We start from the raw sequence: 21,487 nt of genomic DNA, 5'->3' as shown, positions 1-21,487 counted from the left end.
TTGTGAAGAAAACGAAAATACTGCGCGGCTTGACCCTCGGTGCGGTTGGCGTGCTGGCGCTGGCGACGGCGGCCTGCTCACCCGCCGCGGATAGCGGCAGCGGCTCCTCGGGAGACAAGGTGACGGTCACCGTGCGGCTCTGGGACGATCAGGTCCAAAAGGCTTACGACGCTTCCTTCAAGGAGTTCGAATCCCAGAATCCGAACATCACGGTGAAGACCGTGCTGGAGCCCTACGCCACCTACTTCAATAAGCTGCGTACCGATGTCTCGGCCGGGAATGCCGACGATATCTTCTGGGTTTCCTCCTCTTACTTCCAGCCCTATGCGGATAACGGTTCCTTGCTGCCGATCGGCTCCGACTTCGATTCGGAGAAGTCCGGCTGGGTCAAGGCCGCGGTGGATCAGTACACTCGCAAGGATCAGCTCTGGGGCGTTCCGCAGCTCACCGACGGTGGCTTGGCGGTCTATTACAACCAGGACATGGTGACTAAGGCCGGGGTCTCGCTGGATAATCTTCAGTGGAACCCCACTGATCCTTCGAAGGACACTTTCCTCAAAGCGGTGCAGAAGCTGACCTTGGATTCTTCGGGCCGCACGGCGGATAACCCGGCCTTCGATCCCAAGCACATCGTGCAGTACGGCTACAACGCGAGCCAAGACCTGCAAGCCATCTACTACAACTTCATTGGTCAGAACGGCGGAGCTTTCCAGGACGGCGAGAACTTCGTTTTCGATTCCCCGCAGAGCGTGCAGGCTTTCCAGTACATCGTGGATCTGATCAATAAATACCACGTCTCTCCGGGCGCGGAGAACAGCAATGACAATGGCGATTTCATGCGGGACCAGTTCATTCAGGGCAAGATCGCCCTGTTCCAGTCCGGTACCTACAACCTGAAGAACGTCTCCGATGGAGCGAAGTTCAAGTGGGCCGTTGCGCCGATGCCCAGTGGCCCGGCCGGAGCCGTCTCGGTGGTTAACAACATCATCGCGGCTGGCAATGCCAAGACCACGCATAAGGACGCCACCACTAAGGTTTTGCAGTGGTTGGGCTCCACCGAAGGCGCGAAGTTCATCGGTGCCGAGGGTGCAGCGGTACCGGCCGTGACCGGAGCGCAGGATTCCTACGCGAGCTTCTGGAAGGCGAAGAACGTCGATGTTAGCCAGTTCGCCAAGGCTGCTCAGGGCAAGACCATTAGCGCCCCGATTGGTACCAATTATGGGGCTGCCGCGAACGCTTGGAAGCCGATCTTCAACGAAATCTTCCTGGGCCGCACCCCGGTGGAGGCCGGGTTGAAACAAGCTCAGGACGCAGCGAACAAGGCGATGAAGGGCTAGCTGGTCTCAGTCTTTTTTGGCGGCTAGCGCCAGAGCGTGCTGAGCGCCGGGAAGGCGGCTTCGTAGCCTTTGAGTAGCTGGCGAGCGAGTTGTTCGTCGGCCACCAGGGGATGCAGGGCGAAGGCCAGAAGTGCCTGGTCCCGGTCGCCTTCCAAAACGGCGCGGACGACGGCGGTTTCCACGGCTTTGAGCTGAGCCATCAGCCCCAGCTGGTGCAGGGTGGGCGGGCTCTGCACCGGCAGCGGTTGCGCTCCGGAAGCATCGACGCTGCTGGGTACCTCGATTACCGCATCGTGGGGAAGGGCCGCAATGCTGCCGCCATTGGGCACATTGAGGATCAACTCGGTGCGCTCGCCGGTGAGCAGTGCGGTCATAGCAGCGAGGGCCACCTCCTCGTAGCCACCACCGGCCAGATCGGCTTCATCGCGGTCTTCCTGGTTTCCATCCGGAGCGGAACGAGCCTCAGCCAGGTAGCCTTCCTCGCGTTCCAGGCGGGCAGCTTCCCAGCGTTGGAACGCCTCCGGGCCTTGTAGCTCCGGATAGCTGCGCCCCTGGGCTTCCGCGATTGACTCTCCTCGGGTTTGTTCGGCCGCCCGAATCGAGTCAATCGCCTCTGCTCGGCGGTAATAGTAGAAAAGATACTCATTGGGTACGGCGCCGAGGGTACGCAGGAAATCCGGACCAAAGAGCCTGCCTTCCTCGAAGCCAGCCAACCGTTCCGGGGAGGCGAGTAGCCCGGGTAGCCGGTCAACGCCGTCGTACTCCAAGCCGCGCAGCCAGCCCAAGTGGTTCAGCCCCAGATAGTCAACCCCGCGCAAGGAACCCGAGGAAAGGGGAGCACCAGCAGCCTGCGCAGCCCGTCGGACCAAGCCAATAGGAGAGTCGCAGATGCCGATCACCTTCCGGCCCAGCACGGACTGCAAGGCTTGGGTCACCATTCCGGCTGGGTTGGTGAAGTTGATCAGCCAGGCGTCTGGGCAGTGCTTTTGCATCATCGCGGCAAGTTCGAGCATGTAGGGAATGGAGCGCAGGGCGTAGCTGAGGCCGCCCGCACCGGTGGTCTCTTGGCCCAGTAGGCCCAGGTCCAGGGCGATCCTTTCGTCAATCACCCGGCCCGCAGTACCGCCCACCCGAGTAGCAGCAAAGACCACGTCCGCTCCGGGGAGGGCGTCCTTCAGCTCGGTGCTGAGGGTCAGCGGTGGTCCTTCGAGGGGCATCGCAGCCAGCACGGCTTCGATGGCTCTGAGCCTTGGCAGGTCAATATCGTGCAGCACCACCGAGTCGATCAGACCCGCATAGCGGCCGGTACTCAACGCCCGGTACACCAGCGGGACCCGGAAGCCGCCGCCACCCACAATTACCAATCGCATAGGCCCATTCTTGCCCATCCCGTTCCCGACAACCCGCCGAGTGTGGAGATCTGCATCTCAAAACCGGGTCATAACGTGCAGATCTCCACACTCGACGGCTGAGGAGGGGCGGGTAAACTCCGTATATGGCTGGGGAAAACGCGGAGCACCACGGATTCGATCCGCTCAAAGACAAAAGAGGCGAGGACTCGCCGCCTTTCGACCTGATCCTGACCGGCTCGGTCTTCTTCGACATCATTTTCACCGGCCTGGCTGATTTACCGCAAAAGGGCACCGAGGTCTTTAGCGAGGGCATGGGGTCCTGCCCCGGCGGGGTAGCGAATCAGGCCATTGCGGCCAGCCGATTGGGGTTGAAAACCACACTGGCCGCGGCCTTCGGCGATGATGGCTACGGGGACGCTAACTGGGCCATCCTGAGCGATCAGGAACACGTTGATCTAAGTTATTCCAAGCGCTTCGACGGCTGGCATTCTCCCGTCACTGTTTCGCTGTCGGTGCACAAGGACCGTTCCATGGTGAGCCATTGTCACCCCTCTCCGCTCAGTGCCACCGAGCTCTTCGGTGCCAAGCCGCCCCAGGCTTTGGCCGCCGTCGTGCCGCTGGAGCCGGAACTTGAGCCGTGGGCGCTCGCCGCTCGCCAACAGGGCACCAAGCTCTTTGGCGACGTCGGCTGGGACCCGAGTGGCGAATGGCCTACCGAAACCCTGAAGAACCTGGAGCAGTTCTACGCCTTCATGCCCAATGCTGGTGAGGCGATGGCTTTCACCCGCACGGACGATCCCTGGACTGCGCTTTATGCGCTCGCGGATAAGGTCCCGGTCGCCGTGGTCACCGTGGGGGAGCAGGGCGCGATGGCGGTCGATTCCGAGACCGGCGAAGAAGAGTGGGTTCCCGCCTTGCCCGTGCGGGCCTGGGATCCCACCGGGGCCGGTGACTGTTTCGGCGCCGCCTTCGTGATGGGCACGGTGGCGGGCTGGCGGTTGGCCGATCGGCTTAGTTTTGCCAATCTCTGTGCCTCACTGTCGGTGCAGCAGGTCGGTGGCTCGCTGGCGGCACCGGGCTGGGGGGATATCGCTGACTGGTGGCATCGGATGAGCACCACCCGAGAGGGTGTGCACAAGCAATGGCTACGCCGATACGCCTACCTGGAAGAGCTGGTGCGCGATGTGCCGGTGGAAGGCGTTCGGCGCGCTACGGCGACGATTGCGCACCACTCGGACGCCTGACTCGGCCTCAACTCTAGGGAACAGGGCTCCGTTTAGACTGGAGGTATGACACCCGAACGGCAAGTCCAGGTCGATCTTGAGGCGATTCGGCACAATGTGCGCAGGATCGCCCAGATTGTTTCACCCGCTCAGGTGATGGCCGTGGTCAAGGCCGACGGCTATGGGCACGGGATGATTCCGGTGGCCCAAGCTGCTCTGCAAGCCGGGGCCAACTGGCTCGGGGTGGCTCGGGTTTCGCAGGCACTGACTCTGCGCGAGGCCGGGATCGAAGCACCGTTGCTGGCCTGGCTACACACCCCCGCCACCGATTTCGCCGCCGCCGTGGAGCAGGATGTTGACCTGGGTGTCTCCGGCTGGGAACTGGACCATATAGTCGCTGCCGCCCGGGAGCAGCAACGCCCGGCGCGGGTGCATTTGAAGATCGATACCGGGTTGGGCCGCAATGGCAGCCCCGCGGCGCGCTGGGATTCCCTGGTGGGTGAGGCGCTGGAATATCAGGACGAAGGTTTGCTGCGGGTGGTGGGCTTGTTCTCGCATCTCGCGGTGGCCGACGAGCCGCAGCGCGAGGAGACCGACGCTCAACTGCAACGCTTCAGGGAAGCCGTTGCGCTTGCCGAGGATGCAGGGGTGGATGTTGAAGTCCGGCACCTGGCCAATACCCCGGCGATTTTCTCCCGACCGGACACGCATTTTGATCTGGTCCGCGCCGGAGTTGGAATCTACGGGCTTTCCCCTTTCGCCGGGCAGACCTCGGAGGAACTGGGGCTGCGCCCGGCGATGACCTTGAAGGCTCTGGTGGCGCACTGCAAAGAGGTACCGGCCGGGCAAGGCGTTTCTTATGGTTTGAAGTACTACACCAAGGAACCCAGCACCCTGGCACTGGTCCCGCTCGGCTACGGCGACGGGGTGCCTCGCTCCGGCACCGGTGCTCCGGTACGGATTGCCGGTGGCGTCTACCCCGTGGTGGGCACCATTGCGATGGATCAACTCGTGGTGGACCTCGGCGGCAGGCTGCCCGAAGGCGAGTCGGTGCTGGGTGCGGAAGCGGTGCTCTTTGGCGCAGCGGACGACGGCGACCCCTCGGTTGATCTGTGGGCTGCGGCTGCCGGAACCATTAACTACGAAATTGTGACCAGGGTTGCTTCCAGCGTGGAGCGGGTTTACCTGAACGAACAGCCCACCGAGGATGTGCAGTGAAGTTCGAGGTTGCCGATGCGGCTGGTACCGAGCGTTTTGCTCGTCAACTAGCAGGTCTGCTTCGAGCCGGAGACCTGGTGATCCTCTCGGGCGAGCTAGGTGCCGGGAAGACCACCTTCACCCAGAGCCTCGGTGCCGCGCTTGGCGTCCGCCCCGGGATCATCTCACCCACCTTCGTGCTGGTCAGAATCCACCCCTCCCTAGTGGAAGGACCTGATCTGGTGCACGTTGATGCTTACCGGCTGGCCTCGGCGGGGGAGATCGACGATATTGATCTGGAGAACACCATGGACACCGCGGTTACCGTGGTCGAATGGGGCGAGGATCGGGTGGAGCACCTGAGCGATTCCTATCTGCTGATCAGGCTGGAGCGCCCTGCGCTGGCCCCTGGGTCCGATTCGAATCTAGGCCCGGACTCCGAGGAGGACTCCGAGCCGCGGACGATCGAGTTGACCGCGGTGGGGCCGCGGTGGGCCGGGCTGGATCTTGAGGCGATCCGGCTTCGAAACGAAAATCCACTAGGCTAATACGGTGCTTCTGCTTGCTATCGATACCTCGGCGATCGCCAGCGCCGCGCTGATCCGAGACGGTGTGCTGCTGGAAAGCTTCGCCACCGAGGACACCCGCAGCCATGCCGAGGTGCTGGCTCTCGGCATCGAGACATTGCTTGCCGGCGGCGACCGGCCCGAGGCGGTTGCGGTTGGGGTGGGCCCCGGCCCCTTCACCGGACTGCGTTCCGGCATCGCCACCGCCCGCACCCTGTCTTATGTCTGGGACGTGCCGCTGCACGGGGTGATGAGCCTGGATGCCTTGGCCTGGGAGGTGTTGGCGAGTTTTGAGCGTGCGGAGGCTCCGCCGTCGCCCTTTATTGTGGCCACCGACGCTCGGCGTAAGGAGGTCTACTGGGCCAGCTACGCGGCCGACGGTGAATTGCTGGCGGGGCCGAAGGTGAGCGCCGCCGCTGAAATGCCACCGGGACCGGTTTACGGATTCGGGGCAGGTCTCTACGCGGATCTGCTCGGTGACCGCGTTGCTCAGGACTTCGCAAGCGCCCAACCCAGGGCTGCCTCGCTGGGACTATTCGCCGCGAGCACGCTAGCCCAGGGGCAGAGCCTGCTGGATAGCACCCCGCTCTATCTGCGGGAATCCGATGCGCAGGTGCCCGGGCCGCGGAAGCGAGCACTATGAGTTCCGCAACACTGCGCGCCATGACCAGCGCCGATATTGACCTGATCAGTGAGCTGGAGAACCGGCTTTTCCCGGAGGACGCCTGGCCTAGGCAAGCCTTTGTCGAGGAATTGGCGCAGCCTAGCAGGCATTATCTGGTAGCCGAAAAGGACGGTCAAGCAGTGGGTTATGCCGGGCTGATGTGCCTGCCGCCCACGGCAGACGTACAGACCATCGGCGTGCTGCCGGAGTTCGAAGGTCAGGGGATCGGCAGCTCCCTGCTGACCGCATTGATCGACGAAGCTCGGCGTCAGGGTGCCTCGGACGTGCTGCTGGAAGTCCGGGCGGACAACCCCCGCGCCCAGCAGCTCTACCAACGCTTCGGTTTCCTGCACGTACACACCAGGCCCCGCTATTACCGGGGCGGAATCGACGCCCTGATTATGCAACTTTCACTGCTCACTGAGGAAGAAGTCCGATGAGCGAAGCACTGGTCCTGGGCATCGAATCCTCCTGCGATGAAACAGGCATTGGCATTGTCCGGGGCAGCACCCTGCTTTCCAATACGGTGTCCTCTTCAATGTACGAGCATGTCCGCTTCGGCGGGGTGATCCCGGAAATCGCCTCCCGAGCCCATCTGGACGCCCTGGTGCCCACCCTGAGGGAATCGCTGGAGACCGCTGGGGTTGCGCTGGCCGATATCGATGCGATTGCGGTGACCGCAGGGCCAGGCTTAGCCGGGGCGCTGATGGTTGGGGTGTGTGCCGCGAAGGCACTGGCACTGGCCACCGGCAAACCGCTCTACGCGATCAACCATCTGGTGGCACACGTCGGGGTGGCGCTGCTCGATACCAAACTTGGCCCGCTGCCCGAGAAGTTGGCGGCATTGCTGGTTTCCGGGGGGCATACCGAAATCCTGCGGGTGCGTAGCCTTACCGATGATGTTCAGCTACTTGGAGCCACCATTGACGATGCTGCGGGGGAAGCTTTCGATAAGATCGCCCGGATTCTTGGCCTGAATTATCCGGGTGGGCCAGCCATTGATGCGCTGGCCAAACAGGGTGATCCGAAGGCTTTTGCCTTCCCGCGCGGGCTCACCGCCCCGAAATATATGGGCAGCGCGGAAGCGCCCGGTCCGCATCGCTATGATTTCTCCTTCTCCGGACTGAAGACCGCGGTGGCTCGCCGGGTGGAGCAGTTTGAGGCTGCAGGCGAGGAATTGCCGACGGCGGACCTGGCCGCTTCCTTCCAGGAGGCAGTTCTCGATGTGGTCACCGCCAAAGCCGTGCTGGCCTGCCGGGAACAGGGATTGGATACGCTTTTGCTCGGCGGCGGAGTGGCCGCGAATTCACGCTTACGCGCCTTGTTGGCCGAGCGAACCAAGGCCGCCGGAATTGATCTCCTGGTACCAGCCACCTCGCTGTGCACAGACAACGGGGCGATGGTGGCGGCGCTGGGAGCCCAATTGGTCATGGGCGGGGCAGCGCCAAGCGGGATCGGATTCGCTCCGGATTCATCGTTGCCGGTGACGAGCATTCTGCTCTAGGCGCCGCTGCCTTGGCCGCGGTTCCACATCATCGGTTCCACGACATCGGCTCATACCGATGCCTTGGCCGCCGAGTGTGGAGATCTGCACCCTAAACCGGGCTCATAACGTGCAGATGTCCACACTCGATGATGATTATTGTGGCGATGAAGGTCGCGCAGAGGCTTAGCGGTGACCCTGATCCATTAGCTGCACCAGATCCCGCACCACGGCGCGCAGGTCGCCGTCGTTGGCTTCTGCAATGGCGCGCTGTCGCTGATAGCCGGCGCCGCGCTGGATGATTTTCTCCACATCCGCCAGCTCATCGGGGCAACCTAGTTTGGCGGCCACCGGTTCCAAACGATTCAACAATTCCAGTAGATCGTCGGTGACCAAGCGTTCGTTCGACTCGGCGTCGAGGATGATGATGGCGTCCATACCGTAACGGGCGGCGCGCCACTTATTCTCCTGGACATGCCAGGGCGGCATGGTTGGAATGCTGCCGCCGTCATCCAAGGTATCGGAGAAGGACTGCACCAAGCACTGAGTGAGCGCCGCGATGGCCCCTACTTCCTCAAGCGTGGAGAGGCCATCACAGATCCGCATCTCGATGGTGCCCAGCGCGGGAACCGGGCGAATGTCCCAGCGAATCTCGCTGATCTGATCGATCACCCCGGTGGTCATCATGTCCTGAACGTAGCCCTCGTAGCCGGACCAGTCCGGGAACTGGAAGGGCAGCCCCGCCGTCGGAAGTTGCTGGAAGAGCAGGGCGCGCTGGGAGGCATAGCCAGTGTCCTCTCCGTTCCAGAACGGCGAAGAAGCGGAAAGAGCCTGGAAGTGCGGGAAATAATTCACCAGTCCATCCAGCACGGGCAGCGCCTTGTGCACGGAATCCAGTCCAACGTGGACGTGCACCCCGTAAATTACCATCTGCGAACCCCACCACTGGGTGCGGTCGATCAGCTTGGCGTAGCGGTCCTTATCTGTCACCGGCTGGGAGCGGGACTGGCTGAACGGATGGGTTCCGGAGCACATTAGGTCAACGTCGTGCCGGGCACCTGCCTCCCGCACGGTGGCCAGTGAGCGGCTCAAATCGGCTTTGGCCTCGGCCACGGTATGGCAGACGCCGGTGACCAGTTCCAAGGTGTTGAGCAGCAGCTCGCGCTTAATATGCGGATGCTCGTCGTCCGCCTGTAGCTCGGGATGCTCCTGGTTGATCACGCTGAGCAGAGCGTCTGCCTTAGGGGTGAGCTCACCGGTCTGGGAATCTACCAGGGCTAATTCCCATTCAACCCCCAACGTCGACTGAGCAGATTCACCGAATTGGATCTCCATGGTTCGCCCCCTTCGGATCTGCGCAGCCTTCAAGTTTTCTGGAGGTCTCAGTCTAAAACAGTAAAGGGTATGTGACGTTCACCAGGGTCTGGATGAAGTTGAAAGAAGGACCGGGCGTCCCCGAACGGAGCGGTGCGCGCCTCAGTACTGACCCCGGCCGAAGGCTAAAGTTTTAGTGCAGGTGACATCGGTCGGATAATGGCAAGATGCCCATCCTGAATAAAGACATGACACTGTGCATCTCCTTGGCGGCCCGGCCGAGCAATATTGGCACCCGGTTCCACAATTACCTCTATGAGCAGCTTGGCCTGAACTTCGTCTACAAGGCTTTTGCGCCGGTGGATCTGGCCGATGCGGTACGCGGCATCAGGGGATTGGGCATCCGTGGCACCGCGGTGTCGATGCCCTATAAAGAGGACGTCATTGCCCTGGTGGATAAGCTCGATGCTTCCGCCGCAGCGATCGATTCGGTCAACACCATCGTCAACGATGACGGAGTGCTCACCGCTTACAACACCGATTACTTGGCGATCGAGCGCTTGCTGCGCGAGCATCAAGTCCCGGCTTCCAGCACGGTGTTGCTACAAGGTTCCGGCGGGATGGCTAAAGCCGTCGCCGCCGCGCTGCGGGATGCCGGGTTCAGCGCGGTCACCGTGATCGCCCGCAATGAGCGCACCGGACGGGCGCTCGCGGAGCTCTACGGCTTCGAGTGGCTTCCCTCGACGCAGGGCGCTAGCGCCGAACTGCTGATCAATGTCACTCCCTTGGGGATGCAAGGTGCCGATGCGGAAGTGCTGGCCTTCCCGCAACAGGCCATTGACGCCGCGAAAATCGTTTTCGATGTGGTGGCGTTGCCCGCTGAAACTCCGCTTATCAAGGCTGCAAGGGACGCTGGAAAACAGGTGATCTCCGGTGCTGAGGTGATTGCCATTCAGGCGGAGGAACAGTTCGTGCTGTACACCGGGGTGCGACCCAGCGCTGAACTAGTCCGGGAAGCCTCGGAGTTCTCCCGGGCTTAGTCGAGCCACTCGCTTATTAGAGCGGGGTGACGACGGCGGCGACCCGCTCCTGGCCGATCCGGGTCAGAACCAGCGTGGCCGCCGTCGTCCCCTTCTTCTTGCTCCCCGAGCCGAGAAGTTGTTTGCGCAGTTCCTCCGGGGTGACCGCGGTGCCGCGTTTTTTAATCTCCAGGCTGCCGATATTCTGCTCACGCACCCACTGCCGCAGGCCCTTGACGTTGTAGGGGAGAACTTGCTCCACCCGGTAAACCCGGGCGAAGGGCGTGCTTTGAAGCTCGGCCGAGCAGAGGTAGGCGATCTGCGGGTCGATCAAATGCGCTCCGAGGTGTTTGGCTAAATCCACCACCAAACCGGCTCGGATCACGGCGCTATCCGGCTCGTAGAGATAACCCTCCAGCGGGCCGAGCGGAGGGTGCTGATCGCCCGGCAGGTAGTCCTGTGCGCTGCTGAGTTCGGCGGCGCCTTGTGCACCCAGCAGCAGGGCGGCCCTGCGGATGCCGGGCCGGGCCAGGTTATTGAACCAGAGCGTCGCCTCGACCAGATCACCATCCACCGAAACCCATTGCACTTCACAACCGGCCGGAATTGACTCGTGTGGGATGCCTGGACCCAGTTTGACTCCCACCGGCAGCCCCTTAGCGGCAAGCCCTTCCACGAAGGATAGCGGCGGAGAGAAAGCCTCGGGATCGAAGATGCGGGTGGTACCCGAGCTGGAAGTGGAACGCCGGGCCGGATCCAGCCAAACGCCGTCGGCCTCACCCAATTCAACCTCGGTGGCGTCCGCCTGAATTACCCGGACCTCGGGGAAGGGCATCAGATTGAGGGTGGCGCAGGCCGCGGTGATCTCGTCCTGTTCCACCGCGGTCACCTTGAGGTCGAGCGTTGCGAAGGCCAGGGAATCTGCGCCGATGCCGCAGCCCAGATCGGTAATTTTAGTCACTCCTGCTTGGGCAAAGCGTTGCGCGTGCAGCACTGCGACGGGCAATCGAGTGGCTTGCTCCAAGCCCGCCTGGGTGAAGATCATCTGCTGAGCGAACTCGCCGAACTTTGCCTCGGCTTTGGCTCGTAGGCGGGCTTGGGTGAGGACGGCGGAGACTAATTCCGCGGAATGTCCCGCTTTGCGTAGCCGCTCCGAAAGTGCCAGCGAATCCCGCTCCGAATATGAGCCGATAGTGGAGAGCAACTCCCAGCCCTCGGAGGTGAGCAGCGGGGCAATGGAGTCGGTAGGCATGGAATCCAGCCTACCGGCGTCCTACATCTCGACCGTCCGCCCGTCGCATCTCGCCCCGTCTGTCCCAGTGGGTGTTGCGGATGAGGCACAAGTCAACTCAAACAATCCTCATCCTGCACATTGTTAACATTCAGTGGGATAGCTGGGAGAGTCCGTGCTGGGTGCTGGGTGCTGGGTGATTGGTGCTGGGTGCTGCCGTCGTTCACTCTTAGCCCAAAAAGTCGAAAAGTTAGCACTCGCCTTGACCGAGTGCTAATCGGATCATAGAGTCGGTGTTAGCACTCTCCCTAGTAGGGTGCTAAGCCATCACGGCATTCATCGCTGTATTTACCGGCACCGCGACGACGGTAGACGCAGCACCAGATGGAGTTGCCGTGGCACAAACCGCAGAGTTTATTCGTAAAGGAGAGGTCCGAGTGTCGGTCTCTATTAAGCCTCTTGAGGATCGTATTGTCGTCCGCCAGCTAGAAGCGGAGCAGACCACTGCTTCGGGTCTGGTTATCCCGGACTCCGCCAAAGAAAAGCCGCAGGAAGGCGAAGTTGTCGCCGTAGGCCCAGGTCGGGTCGATGACAACGGTAACCGCGTTCCCGTCGATGTCGCCGTGGGCGATGTTGTGCTCTACTCCAAGTACGGCGGCACCGAGGTCAAGACCGGCGGCGAAGAGCTGCTGGTGCTCTCGGCCCGTGACGTCCTGGCCATCGTCGTCAAATAGCTCTCCCTCAGGCGCCCCGGTCCACTTGGTCCGGGGCCTCTGTTCTGACAAGGATTGAAGACTTATGGCTAAGAAGATTGAATTCAATGATGCGGCCCGCCGCTCGCTGGAAGCCGGCGTTGACCGCTTGGCCAACGCGGTCAAAGTAACCCTCGGTCCGCGTGGCCGGAACGTGGTGCTGGCCAAGCAGTGGGGTGCCCCTACCATCACCAACGACGGCGTGACCATCGCCCGCGAGGTGGAGCTGGACGATCCCTACGAGAACCTAGGCGCGCAGTTGGCCAAGGAAGTGGCCACCAAGACCAACGACGTGGCCGGCGACGGAACCACGACGGCGACCGTGCTCGCTCAGGCGCTGGTCAAGGAAGGCCTACGCAATGTCGCCGCGGGTGCTGCTCCTGGTGAACTTAAGCGTGGCATCGAGGTTTCTGTGGAAGCCATTGCCCAGCGTTTGCTGGACAATGCCCGGGATGTGGCCGGTGGCCAGGTGGCCAGCGTTGCCGCGATTTCGGCGCAGAGCACCGAGATCGGCGAGCTGCTCGCCGAGGCCTTCGACAAGGTGGGCAAGGACGGTGTGATCACCATTGAGGAATCTTCCTCGATGCAGACCGAGCTGGTCCTTACCGAGGGTATGCAGTTCGACAAGGGCTACCTCTCACCGCATTTCGTGACCGATCACGAGCGCCAGGAAGCCGTACTTGAGGATGCTTTGATCCTGATCAACCAGGGCAAAATTTCCTCGATCCAGGAATTCCTGCCGTTGCTGGAGAAGGTGTTGAAGGCTTCCAAGCCGCTCTTCATCATCGCCGAGGATGTGGACGGCGAAGCGTTGTCCACCCTAATCGTGAACAAGCTGCGCGGCACCGTGAACGTGGTTGCCGTCAAGGCTCCCGGCTTCGGCGACCGCCGCAAGGCCATGTTGCAGGACATCGCGATCCTGACCGGCGCGCAGCTGGTTTCCCCGGAAATCGGCCTCTCGCTGGACCAGGTTGGCCTGGAGGTGCTCGGTACCGCTCGTCGGATCACCGTCACCAAGGACAACACCACGATTGTGGACGGTGCTGGCACCGATCAGGATGTGGCCGATCGGATCGCGCAGCTGCGCGCCGAACTGGATCGCACCGATTCGGATTGGGACAAAGAAAAGCTCCAGGAGCGCTTGGCCAAGCTGGCCGGTGGCATCGGCGTGATCAAGGTTGGCGCAGCCACCGAGGTTGAGCTGAAAGAGAAGAAGCACCGGATCGAAGATGCGGTCTCTTCAACTCGTGCTGCCCTTGAAGAGGGCATTGTGGCCGGTGGCGGTTCCGCCCTGGTGCAGGCAGCTAAGGCGCTCGATGAGAGCCCCGAGGTGCAGGCACTGGAAGGCGACGCTGCAACTTCGGTAGCGTTGGTCCGCCGTGCCGTGGCTCAGCCGCTGCGCTGGATTGCGGAGAACGCCGGTCACGACGGCTACGTAGTGATCGACAAGGTCGGACAGCTGCCCGACGGACACGGCTTCAATGCCGCGACCGGCGAGTACGGCGATCTGATCGCTCAGGGTGTTATTGACCCGGTCAAGGTGACCCGTTCGGCGCTCCGCAATGCAGCCTCGATCGCCGCCTTGGTGCTGACCACCGAGGTGCTGGTTGTCGAGAAGCCGGAAGATGACGAGGATGATGCCCACGCCGGGCACAACCACTAATCGCTGAGCCCCACCTGCTAAGCAACATCGCTTAGGCAGTATCGAGTGTGGAGATCTGCACGTTTTACCCCAGGGTTAGCGTGCAGATCTCCACACTCGCTGCGTTTAAGGCGGAGATAAATCCCTAAACCACGCCCGTGGTGCCCAGCAGCCAGCCGATGCCGAAGGTCGCCATTAGCGCCAGCGCACCGCCGATCACCACTCGGACCGCGGCGCGGAGCTTAGAACTGCCGCCAATATGGGCGGCCAGGGCACCGGTCAGGGCCAGAGCAATGAGTACGACGGCGAAGGTCACCGGGATTCGCCAGCTTTCCGGTGGTAGCAGGATGGCTAACATCGGCAGGATTGCCCCTAAAGTGAAAGCCACTGCCGAGGCGAGAGCGGCATGCCAGGGACTCACCACATCATCCGCATCAATGTTCAGCTCGGCTGCCAAGTGCGCACCCAGAGCATCGTGTTCGGTCAGTTCCCGAGCCACTAGCTGGGCGGTTTCCGGGCTGAGCCCCTTGGCTTGGTAAAGCCCCGCCAGCTCGGCGAGCTCCTGCTCCGGCATTTCGGCCAGTTCGATGCGTTCCTTTTCGATCAGGGCGCGCTGCGAATCGCTCTGGCTGGACACCGAAACGTATTCACCCACCGCCATCGAAATAGCACCTCCGACCAAGCCGGCCATGCCCGCGGTGAGGATGGGCGCCGTCGTCGTGCTTGCTCCGGCCACGCCGACCACGATGGCCGCCACCGAGATAATGCCATCATTGGCGCCCAGAACGCCCGCTCGCAGCCAGTTGAGTCGCTGCGCTAAACCCTCTCTGTGTGGTTCACTCAGATGCTGATCGGGAATCGAGGCTTCACTCTTTTCGATCGTCATAGCTCTATCTCAGCACTGAACGCCCACCTTCGCTACGCAGAGAAGCCTAGCCTCAGCACGCCACAAGGACTTCGCTCAGCTTAAGGTTCCACTCAGATTCGCGAAAGAAAGCTGGTTGACCATTGAATTCAGGACGCAGAATCTAAGCCAAGGAGACGGACATGAGCATCCAGCGAAAAGGACGGAAGGCAGCCATTGTTGCCACCTCGGCGTTGGGCATCGGTGCGGCTACCACCGCTGTGGTACTCGGTGCCGGCCTATACACCGGTGGCCTGCAAACCGCGAGCGAGGTATCCACAAGCCAGAGTTCGTCCAGCCAGAGCAGTAGTACTAGTACCGGTAGCAGCGGAACCAGTACACAGAGCAGCGGAACCTCTACCGCAAGCACAGGGACTTCCACGGAGAGCAGCGGGACTAGCACGACCGAGACGCAGCAGCTCTCGCAGGGGCAGACCAGCACGACGCACGGAAGCTCTTCGGGGTCCTGAGATGAGCGAGCAAAGTTTTTCCCGAGAACTTCACCAGGACGGCTCCGCCTCCGCACAGTGGCAGGACTGGAGTACTAACTGCCAGCTGACAGTTACCGATTCGGAGGCATTGGAAGAAGCCATACTGCACACCAAGATCCGGATGACCGAGATTGAATTGGCTTGCAGCCGCTTCCGTTCGGACTCAGAACTAATGCTGATCCAGGGACGTCAGGCGGAGGGAGTGCAGATCAGCGCCCTGCTGGCCGAATTGGTCTCTGCCGCCCTGCTGGTAGCGCGCTGGACCGAGGGAGCGGTTGATCCCACCATGGGCAAGGAGCTTCGTGTGCTGGGCTATGACCGTGATTTTACCGAAGTGAAAGCGCCGAGTTCCGCACAGCCGATCTTCTCCACCCGGGTGTTGCGCGAGCGAGAACCGCGTTGGGAGGAGATTGTTTTGCACGGCACCGAGCTTCAGGTTCCGTCAGGGATCGAACTGGATCTGGGTGCTAGCGCCAAAGCCTTCGCCGCCGATCTGATCGCCGCTGAACTGCACGATCAACTCGGTTGTGGGGTGTTGGTGAGTTTGGGCGGAGACCTGCGAGTGATGGGGGCTGCCCCGGAGCTGGGCTGGCAGATTGCGGTGCAAGATTTGCCCGGCGACCCCTCGCAACAGGTGAGCCTGAACTCCGGAGCTGTAGCCACCTCAAGTACGCAGAAGCGGCGCTGGGCGCATCAAGGACAGCAAGTGCATCACATCCTCGATCCACGCTGGGGCCTGCCTGCTAAGACGCCCTGGCGCAGTGCGAGCGTGGCAGCCAACTCCTGCCTACGGGCAAACGCCTTCAGCACGGCCGCTCTGGTCAAGGGCGAAGCCGCGTTGACCTGGTTGGCTCAAAAATCGATCTCCGCCCGTTTGGTTGACGAATCGTACCGAGTGCATCTGGTAACGGCTTGGCCCGAGCGTTCTGCGGAAACCGCTACGGAGGTGGCTGCTCGTGGATGAGGTGCTGTGGGCCACGGGCAGAGTAAGCGGCATCGTAGGGCTGGCTCTGCTGACCATCTCGGTGCTGCTCGGATTAGTGACTCGATCCGGCCGTCCATTACCGGGGCTTCCCCGGTTTTCGGTCTCCCTGGTACATCGAAATGTGGCTGTGCTTTCGACGGCTTTTATCGTCCTGCACGTGGTGACACTACTCTTCGATTCCTACGCCAAACTCAATCTGATCAATGTTTTCTTACCCTTCTTCGGCTCCTTCAAACCGTTCTGGCAGGGCCTCGGCACGGTTGCCTTTGACTTTTTGATCGCCATTCTCATCACCGGGCTACTCCGGCAGCGGATCGGCGCCAAGGCCTTCCGCCTGGTGCACTGGTTGGTCTACGCGATGTGGCCCCTCGGATTGGCGCACTCGATCGGTAACGGCACCGACGGCACCGACCTCTGGTTCTTAGGCTTCGGCTTGGTCTCTGTGCTGGCCGTACTGGCCGCGCTCGGCTGGCGCCTTTCCACTGGTTTCGGTGAATCCGGAGCGGCAAGGAAACGAGCCGAATCAAGCATTCTCAGTGCCACAGAACTCAATGTCACTGAACTCACTACTCGAAAGACGGAGGTCGCCTGATGTCCAGCTCACCCGCCACCCTGCCGCTCAGGCCCACTACGCTGCGAGCACCCGAGGGAATCAACCGTTTGTTCTCCGCCGGTTGGGACGCCGACTGGCAGCGGCATCAACACCGTTTCGGTCCCTTGCCGGAGCTTGTCAACCAGCAAGCCCTGCTGGCTGAACTGACAGAGAGCGGCCTCACCGGGCGGGGCGGAGCCGCTTTCGCCAGCTGGAAGAAATTCTCCGCAGTGCTGACCGCCACCGAACGCGGCGGTCCAACCGTCTCGCCGGTGGTGGTGGGAAACGCCGCCGAGGGCGAGCCGTTGAGCGTCAAGGACCGGGCGCTGCTGCGGCATGCTCCGCATCTGGTGATCGATGGCCTATTGCTGGCCGCCCGGATGCTCGGCACCAGCACGGTGTATTTAGCACTCGGCTTCGAAGAGCCCGCGGTCATGGAGGCCTTGGCCTCTCGGCCGGATGGTCGGTCCATTGAGGTAGTTCGGATTCCGGAGCAGTTCATTTCCGGGGAGGCGAGCGCGCTGCTGAACTTCATCCAGACCGGTCGCGCGCTGCCTCGCACACAGTCCGAAAGGTTGAGCAGTTCTGGGCTACGCCGTCGTCCAACTCTGGTGCACAATATCGAGTCGTTGGCTCAGTTTGCGTTGATTGCGCGCTACGGGGGCGCCTGGTTCCGCGCCGTGGGGGCGCCGGATGATCCGGGGACCCGGTTGGTTTCGATTTCCGACGGCGTACGCCCGGCTTTTGCGGTTGAGGTCCCCGGAGGTGCCCCGTTGGCCGAGTTGCTGGTCGGTCAGGGCGTTGAGCTGGACTCGATCGGAGCGGTGCTGCTTGGCGGGTATCACGGGAGTTGGGTTTCGGCGGAGTCGCTTCGAGAGACTTCCTTGGGCGGCCAATCGGCTGGAGCTTATCCGGCCGGGGCAGGAGTGCTCTGGGTGCTGCGGCGCGGGCAGTGCGGGCTGGATGCCAGTGCACAGATCATGGATTATTTGGCCGGGCAATCGGCTAAGCAATGCGGTCCCTGTCGCTTTGGTTTGCCGAGCGCGGCGGAAGCTTTTCATCATGTTGTGGTGGGGGATAGGGCGGCACTGACGGAGCTGCAAGGCTTACTCGACCTGTTGCCCGGACGCGGGGCGTGCCATCATCCGGACGGTAGTGCCGCATTTCTGGCCAGCTCGCTGAACGCTTTCTCCGAAGATTTAGACGCTCACCTCGCTGGGCGTTGCTTGGCGGATGCACGATGAGCGGCCGTAATGCTACTGGCGATCCCGTTGAAGCACAGGGAAAAACGATGCGCATTGACTGGACTCGTTGCGAGGGGCGCGGTCTGTGCATCGAGTTGCTGGCGGCCCGCTTGGATCAGGATCCCTGGGGTTACCCGCTGGCTCGGGGTGCTAACCGAACGCTAATCCCGATCAGCCCGGCAGAACTCCCGGACGCCGTCGAAGCCGTGAAGCTCTGCCCCAGAGCCGCCCTAACCCTAGAATAACCACCTAGTTCCCTCAGTTCTTTACCCTGTTGTCCCACTCAGTGGTGCAGATGTGGCCCATGTGATCGATTTCGCGCAACATCCTTAACTCCTGTAACAGCCAGTGGGACAGGTGGGTAAGGCGGTGGGTCGGGAACGGGGTAGGTGGGGGTGCGGGGTGGAATAGGAGGGGCTTGGCTTTCGTTTAGAATGGAATCAAGCACAGGCCAGGCCCGTAATCACGCGCCGGTCATCGGTTGCAGGCAGACATCCCATACCCGTATTTGACCGATACCAGCATTAGGTGATCATGACTCACGACGAAATCCCCAATAACCCCTTTTCCCTGATCGGCTTGACCTACGACGACGTGCTGCTGCTCCCCGGGCACACCGACGTCATCCCCTCGGAAGCGGACACCTCTTCCCGTCTCTCCAAGCGCATCACCGTGCAGACCCCGTTGCTCTCCGCCGCGATGGACACCGTGACCGAATCCCGGATGGCTATCGCGATGGCCCGCCAAGGCGGCTTGGGCGTGGTGCACCGCAATCTCTCCATCGATGATCAGGCCGAGCAAGTGGACCGGGTGAAGCGTAGTGAATCCGGGATGATCACCAACCCGGTCACCATCGGCCCCGAAGCCACTCTGAAAGAGCTGGACGATATCTGCGGCCACTACCGGGTTTCCGGCCTGCCTGTGGTCGATGAAACCGGTCGCCTGCTGGGCATCGTGACTAATCGGGATACCCGCTTCGTGCTGGAATCCGACTTTCCGAAGCGCCGGGTCCATGAAGTGATGACCAAAATGCCCCTGATCACCGGCACGGTAGGAATCAGCCGTGAGGATGCTTCCGAGCTGCTGGCCAAGAACAAAATCGAAAAGCTTCCGCTGGTCGACGACGAGGGCCGCTTGCGTGGGCTGATCACCGTCAAGGACTTCACCAAGGCCGAGCAGTACCCGCTGGCCACCAAGGACGATGAGGGCAGGCTCCGCGTCGGTGCGGCTATTGGCTTCTTCGGCGACGGCTGGGAGCGGGCCATGCGCTTGGTGGATGCGGGCGTGGATGCGCTTTTCGTAGACACCGCCAACGGCCACTCGCAGGGCGTACTGGACATGATCGCCAGGCTCAAGGCGGAGCCAGCCGCCGCACATGTGGATGTGATCGGAGGTCAGGCGGCCACCCGCGAGGGCGCCCAGGCGCTTATTGACGCGGGCGCGGACGGCATCAAAGTCGGCGTTGGGCCGGGCTCTATCTGCACCACCCGCGTGGTTGCCGGCGTCGGCGTTCCGCAGGTCACCGCGATCTACGAATCGGCAAAGGCGGCCGGCCCCGCCGGTGTTCCGCTGATTGCCGACGGCGGTCTGCAGTACTCGGGCGACATCGGCAAGGCGCTGGTTGCCGGAGCCGACACCGTGATGCTTGGCTCGCTGCTGGCGGGCACCGAAGAGGCTCCCGGAGAGCTGATTTTTGTCAACGGCAAGCAGTTCAAGTCCTACCGTGGCATGGGTTCGCTCGGGGCTATGCAAACCCGAGGTAATAACACCTCCTACTCCAAGGACCGCTACTTCCAGGCCGATGTCTCGGGCGACGATAAGTTGATCCCGGAGGGTATCGAGGGCCGGGTGGCCTACCGCGGACCGCTTTCCTCGGTGGCTTACCAGCTCTCCGGTGGCCTGCGGCAGACCATGTTCTACACCGGCGCGCGGACCATCCCCGAACTGAAAGCCAAGGGCAAGTTCGTCCGGATCACCGCCGCAGGGTTGAAGGAATCGCACCCGCACGATATCCAGATGACGGTCGAAGCACCCAACTACGGCACCCGGTAACAGGCCTTAGCGCGGTAGTTGAAAGCCGCCGATGTGCTGTTCGAGCAGTTCGGCCAGCCGCAAGGTGGTGCGATCTTCGAACAGCGGACCGATGATCTGCACCCCCACCGGCAAGCCCTCGGGTGAGAGCCCGGTAGGGATCACGGTGGCGGGTAGCCCAGGCATAGTGGCTAGACCGGCCCCAAAAGCTGGCCGAGATGCGGCTTAGCCAAAGCAAAGGCTTTGGGCGGAGCCTGCCCTGACAAGCTAGGCTGTTGTGGTGACTTACGAGATTGAAATAGGCCGCGGTAAGCGCGGGCGCAGAGCGTACTCCCTGGACGAGATCGCTATTGTCCCCTCCCGGCGTACCCGCGACCCCGAAGCCGTTTCGCTGTCCTGGCAGATCGACGCCTATCAGTTCGAGACCCCGGTGATCGGCGCCCCGATGGACTCGGTGATGTCCCCGGCTACCGCGATTGCACTCGGCCAGCTTGGCGGCCTGGGTGTGCTCGATCTGGAGGGCCTGTGGACTCGCTACGAGGATCCGCAAGCGGTTCTCGACGAAATCGCCGAACTCGAAACCACCGCGGATAGCCCGGCGGCCACTCGGCGACTGCAAGAGCTCTATCAGGCTCCGGTCCAGGCTGAATTGATTACCTCTCGGCTCGCCGAGATTCGCGCGGCCGGGGTAACCGTTGCCGGAGCCCTGACCCCGCAGCGCACCCAGGAGTTCTACAAGACCGTGCTGGCAGCCGGAGTGGATATCTTCGTGATCCGCGGCACCACGGTCTCCGCCGAGCACGTCTCCAAGGATCGAGAACCGCTCAACTTGAAGCAGTTCATCTACGAACTCGATGTTCCGGTGATCGTTGGCGGTGCGGCCGGATACACCCCGGCGCTGCACCTAATGCGTACCGGTGCGGCCGGCGTGCTGGTCGGTTTCGGCGGCGGGGCGAGCTCCACCACCCGGCGTGCCCTGGGCATTCATTCGCCACTGGCCAGCGCCATCTCCGATATTGCCACCGCTCGGCGGGACTACATGGACGAATCCGGCGGGCGCTATGTGCACGTGATTGCCGATGGCGGAATGGGAACCAGCGGCGATATCGTCAAGGCCATTGCGATGGGTGCGGATGCGGTAATGCTCGGCTCCGCCCTTGCCCGCGCCGAAGAAGCACCCGGTAAGGGTTGGCACTGGGGTTCCGAGGCACACCATTCGCAGTTGCCACGCGGCGACCGGGTGAAACTTGAAACCGTGGGGCCCTTGCAGGAAGTTCTCTTTGGCCCGGCGCATCACACCAACGGAAGTTCCAACCTGATGGGCGCGCTGCGCCGGTCGATGGCAACTACTGGGTATTCGGACTTGAAGGAATTTCAGCGGGTGGAAGTTGTGATTTCACCTTACTGAGTGAATACCTGAGGATTCCCCGCTAGCTGACGATGCTGCAAAAGAACTATTC

Annotated in this window: 22 protein-coding genes; 17 read left to right on the top strand and 5 right to left on the bottom strand. The window is 62.1% G+C overall.

The annotated features are described in order from the left end of the window. Positions 1-2 precede the first annotated feature (2 nt). Entirely contained in the window at positions 3-1,337 is a 1,335-nt protein-coding gene (locus FHU41_RS07155) for an ABC transporter substrate-binding protein (RefSeq protein WP_343046267.1), read from the top strand. A 23-nt stretch (positions 1,338-1,360) separates the two neighbouring features. Here the strand turns inward: FHU41_RS07155 and FHU41_RS07150 are convergent, their stop codons facing one another. Beyond that, complete coding sequence (locus FHU41_RS07150) at positions 1,361-2,707, bottom strand: 6-phospho-beta-glucosidase (RefSeq protein WP_179388883.1); 1,347 nt, start codon at positions 2,705-2,707, stop codon at positions 1,361-1,363. Positions 2,708-2,832: 125 nt separating this feature from the next. Here FHU41_RS07150 and FHU41_RS07145 point away from each other — a divergent pair, with 125 nt between their 5' ends. Genes FHU41_RS07145 through tsaD form a run of 6 tightly spaced genes read left to right on the top strand, consistent with a single transcriptional unit; the run spans position 2,833 to position 7,843 of the window. Beyond that, positions 2,833-3,933 (top strand): carbohydrate kinase family protein, encoded by a 1,101-nt coding sequence (locus FHU41_RS07145; protein WP_179388882.1) that lies wholly within the window; start codon positions 2,833-2,835, stop codon positions 3,931-3,933. A gap of 45 nt (positions 3,934-3,978) precedes the next feature. Further along, the gene (gene alr / locus FHU41_RS07140; protein ID WP_179388881.1) at positions 3,979-5,130 is read left to right on the top strand and encodes an alanine racemase; all 1,152 of its coding nucleotides are present in this window, start codon (positions 3,979-3,981) and stop codon (positions 5,128-5,130) included. Beyond that, complete coding sequence (gene tsaE / locus FHU41_RS07135) at positions 5,127-5,657, top strand: tRNA (adenosine(37)-N6)-threonylcarbamoyltransferase complex ATPase subunit type 1 TsaE (protein ID WP_179388880.1); 531 nt, start codon at positions 5,127-5,129, stop codon at positions 5,655-5,657. The genes alr and tsaE overlap by 4 nt, the downstream gene beginning before the upstream one ends. A gap of 4 nt (positions 5,658-5,661) precedes the next feature. After that, on the top strand, positions 5,662-6,318 hold the full coding sequence (gene tsaB, locus FHU41_RS07130) for a tRNA (adenosine(37)-N6)-threonylcarbamoyltransferase complex dimerization subunit type 1 TsaB (RefSeq protein WP_179388879.1): 657 nt from the start codon (positions 5,662-5,664) through the stop codon (positions 6,316-6,318). Then, positions 6,315-6,779: a ribosomal protein S18-alanine N-acetyltransferase gene (gene rimI / locus FHU41_RS07125; protein WP_179388878.1), complete on the top strand. Its 465-nt coding sequence runs from the start codon at positions 6,315-6,317 to the stop codon at positions 6,777-6,779. Before tsaB ends, rimI begins: the two co-directional genes overlap by 4 nt. Then, entirely contained in the window at positions 6,776-7,843 is a 1,068-nt protein-coding gene (tsaD, locus tag FHU41_RS07120) for a tRNA (adenosine(37)-N6)-threonylcarbamoyltransferase complex transferase subunit TsaD (RefSeq protein ID WP_179388877.1), read from the top strand. Before rimI ends, tsaD begins: the two co-directional genes overlap by 4 nt. Before the next feature lie 165 nt (positions 7,844-8,008). Here the strand turns inward: tsaD and FHU41_RS07115 are convergent, their stop codons facing one another. Next, positions 8,009-9,157, bottom strand: coding sequence for a glutamate--cysteine ligase (locus tag FHU41_RS07115; protein WP_179388876.1), 1,149 nt, complete (start codon positions 9,155-9,157; stop codon positions 8,009-8,011). 206 nt (positions 9,158-9,363) lie between these two features. Between FHU41_RS07115 and FHU41_RS07110 the strand changes: the two genes are divergently transcribed. Continuing rightward, the gene (locus FHU41_RS07110; RefSeq protein ID WP_179388875.1) at positions 9,364-10,176 is read left to right on the top strand and encodes a shikimate 5-dehydrogenase; all 813 of its coding nucleotides are present in this window, start codon (positions 9,364-9,366) and stop codon (positions 10,174-10,176) included. Between the two features lie 16 nt (positions 10,177-10,192). Here the strand turns inward: FHU41_RS07110 and FHU41_RS07105 are convergent, their stop codons facing one another. Next, positions 10,193-11,407 (bottom strand): THUMP-like domain-containing protein, encoded by a 1,215-nt coding sequence (locus FHU41_RS07105; RefSeq protein ID WP_425503266.1) that lies wholly within the window; start codon positions 11,405-11,407, stop codon positions 10,193-10,195. A 416-nt stretch (positions 11,408-11,823) separates the two neighbouring features. Between FHU41_RS07105 and groES the strand changes: the two genes are divergently transcribed. Next, on the top strand, positions 11,824-12,120 hold the full coding sequence (gene groES, locus FHU41_RS07100) for a co-chaperone GroES (RefSeq protein WP_179388874.1): 297 nt from the start codon (positions 11,824-11,826) through the stop codon (positions 12,118-12,120). Positions 12,121-12,184: 64 nt separating this feature from the next. Continuing rightward, positions 12,185-13,801: a chaperonin GroEL gene (gene groL, locus FHU41_RS07095; protein ID WP_179388873.1), complete on the top strand. Its 1,617-nt coding sequence runs from the start codon at positions 12,185-12,187 to the stop codon at positions 13,799-13,801. A 124-nt stretch (positions 13,802-13,925) separates the two neighbouring features. Here groL and FHU41_RS07090 read toward each other — a convergent pair whose 3' ends face one another. After that, positions 13,926-14,666, bottom strand: a complete 741-nt coding sequence (locus FHU41_RS07090; RefSeq protein WP_179388872.1) for a VIT1/CCC1 transporter family protein — start codon at positions 14,664-14,666, stop codon at positions 13,926-13,928. Between the two features lie 161 nt (positions 14,667-14,827). Between FHU41_RS07090 and FHU41_RS07085 the strand changes: the two genes are divergently transcribed. The 6 genes from FHU41_RS07085 to guaB all read left to right on the top strand — a co-directional run bounded on the left by FHU41_RS07085 (position 14,828) and on the right by guaB (position 20,048). Next, complete coding sequence (locus FHU41_RS07085) at positions 14,828-15,154, top strand: hypothetical protein (RefSeq protein ID WP_179388871.1); 327 nt, start codon at positions 14,828-14,830, stop codon at positions 15,152-15,154. Position 15,155: 1 nt separating this feature from the next. After that, complete coding sequence (locus tag FHU41_RS07080) at positions 15,156-16,139, top strand: FAD:protein FMN transferase (RefSeq protein WP_179388870.1); 984 nt, start codon at positions 15,156-15,158, stop codon at positions 16,137-16,139. Next, positions 16,132-16,752, top strand: a complete 621-nt coding sequence (locus FHU41_RS07075; RefSeq protein WP_343046266.1) for a ferric reductase-like transmembrane domain-containing protein — start codon at positions 16,132-16,134, stop codon at positions 16,750-16,752. Before FHU41_RS07080 ends, FHU41_RS07075 begins: the two co-directional genes overlap by 8 nt. Continuing rightward, the gene (locus tag FHU41_RS07070; RefSeq protein WP_179388869.1) at positions 16,752-17,996 is read left to right on the top strand and encodes an NADH-ubiquinone oxidoreductase-F iron-sulfur binding region domain-containing protein; all 1,245 of its coding nucleotides are present in this window, start codon (positions 16,752-16,754) and stop codon (positions 17,994-17,996) included. Before FHU41_RS07075 ends, FHU41_RS07070 begins: the two co-directional genes overlap by 1 nt. Beyond that, positions 17,993-18,241, top strand: coding sequence for a ferredoxin (locus tag FHU41_RS07065; RefSeq protein WP_246279446.1), 249 nt, complete (start codon positions 17,993-17,995; stop codon positions 18,239-18,241). The genes FHU41_RS07070 and FHU41_RS07065 overlap by 4 nt, the downstream gene beginning before the upstream one ends. Positions 18,242-18,530: 289 nt before the next feature. Then, positions 18,531-20,048: an IMP dehydrogenase gene (gene guaB / locus FHU41_RS07060; RefSeq protein WP_179388868.1), complete on the top strand. Its 1,518-nt coding sequence runs from the start codon at positions 18,531-18,533 to the stop codon at positions 20,046-20,048. 6 nt (positions 20,049-20,054) lie between these two features. Here guaB and FHU41_RS07055 read toward each other — a convergent pair whose 3' ends face one another. Then, entirely contained in the window at positions 20,055-20,213 is a 159-nt protein-coding gene (locus FHU41_RS07055) for an amidase family protein (protein ID WP_218846968.1), read from the bottom strand. Between the two features lie 94 nt (positions 20,214-20,307). Here FHU41_RS07055 and FHU41_RS07050 point away from each other — a divergent pair, with 94 nt between their 5' ends. Next, positions 20,308-21,435 carry a GuaB3 family IMP dehydrogenase-related protein gene (locus tag FHU41_RS07050; protein ID WP_179388867.1) on the top strand — a complete coding sequence of 376 codons (1,128 nt, stop codon included), beginning with the start codon at positions 20,308-20,310 and terminating at the stop codon, positions 21,433-21,435. The last annotated feature ends 52 nt before the right edge of the window (positions 21,436-21,487 follow it).

This window comes from Psychromicrobium silvestre, from assembly GCF_013408295.1.
Lineage (GTDB): Bacteria > Actinomycetota > Actinomycetes > Actinomycetales > Micrococcaceae > Renibacterium > Renibacterium silvestre.
This window is presented reverse-complemented; position numbering and strand designations above follow the sequence as displayed.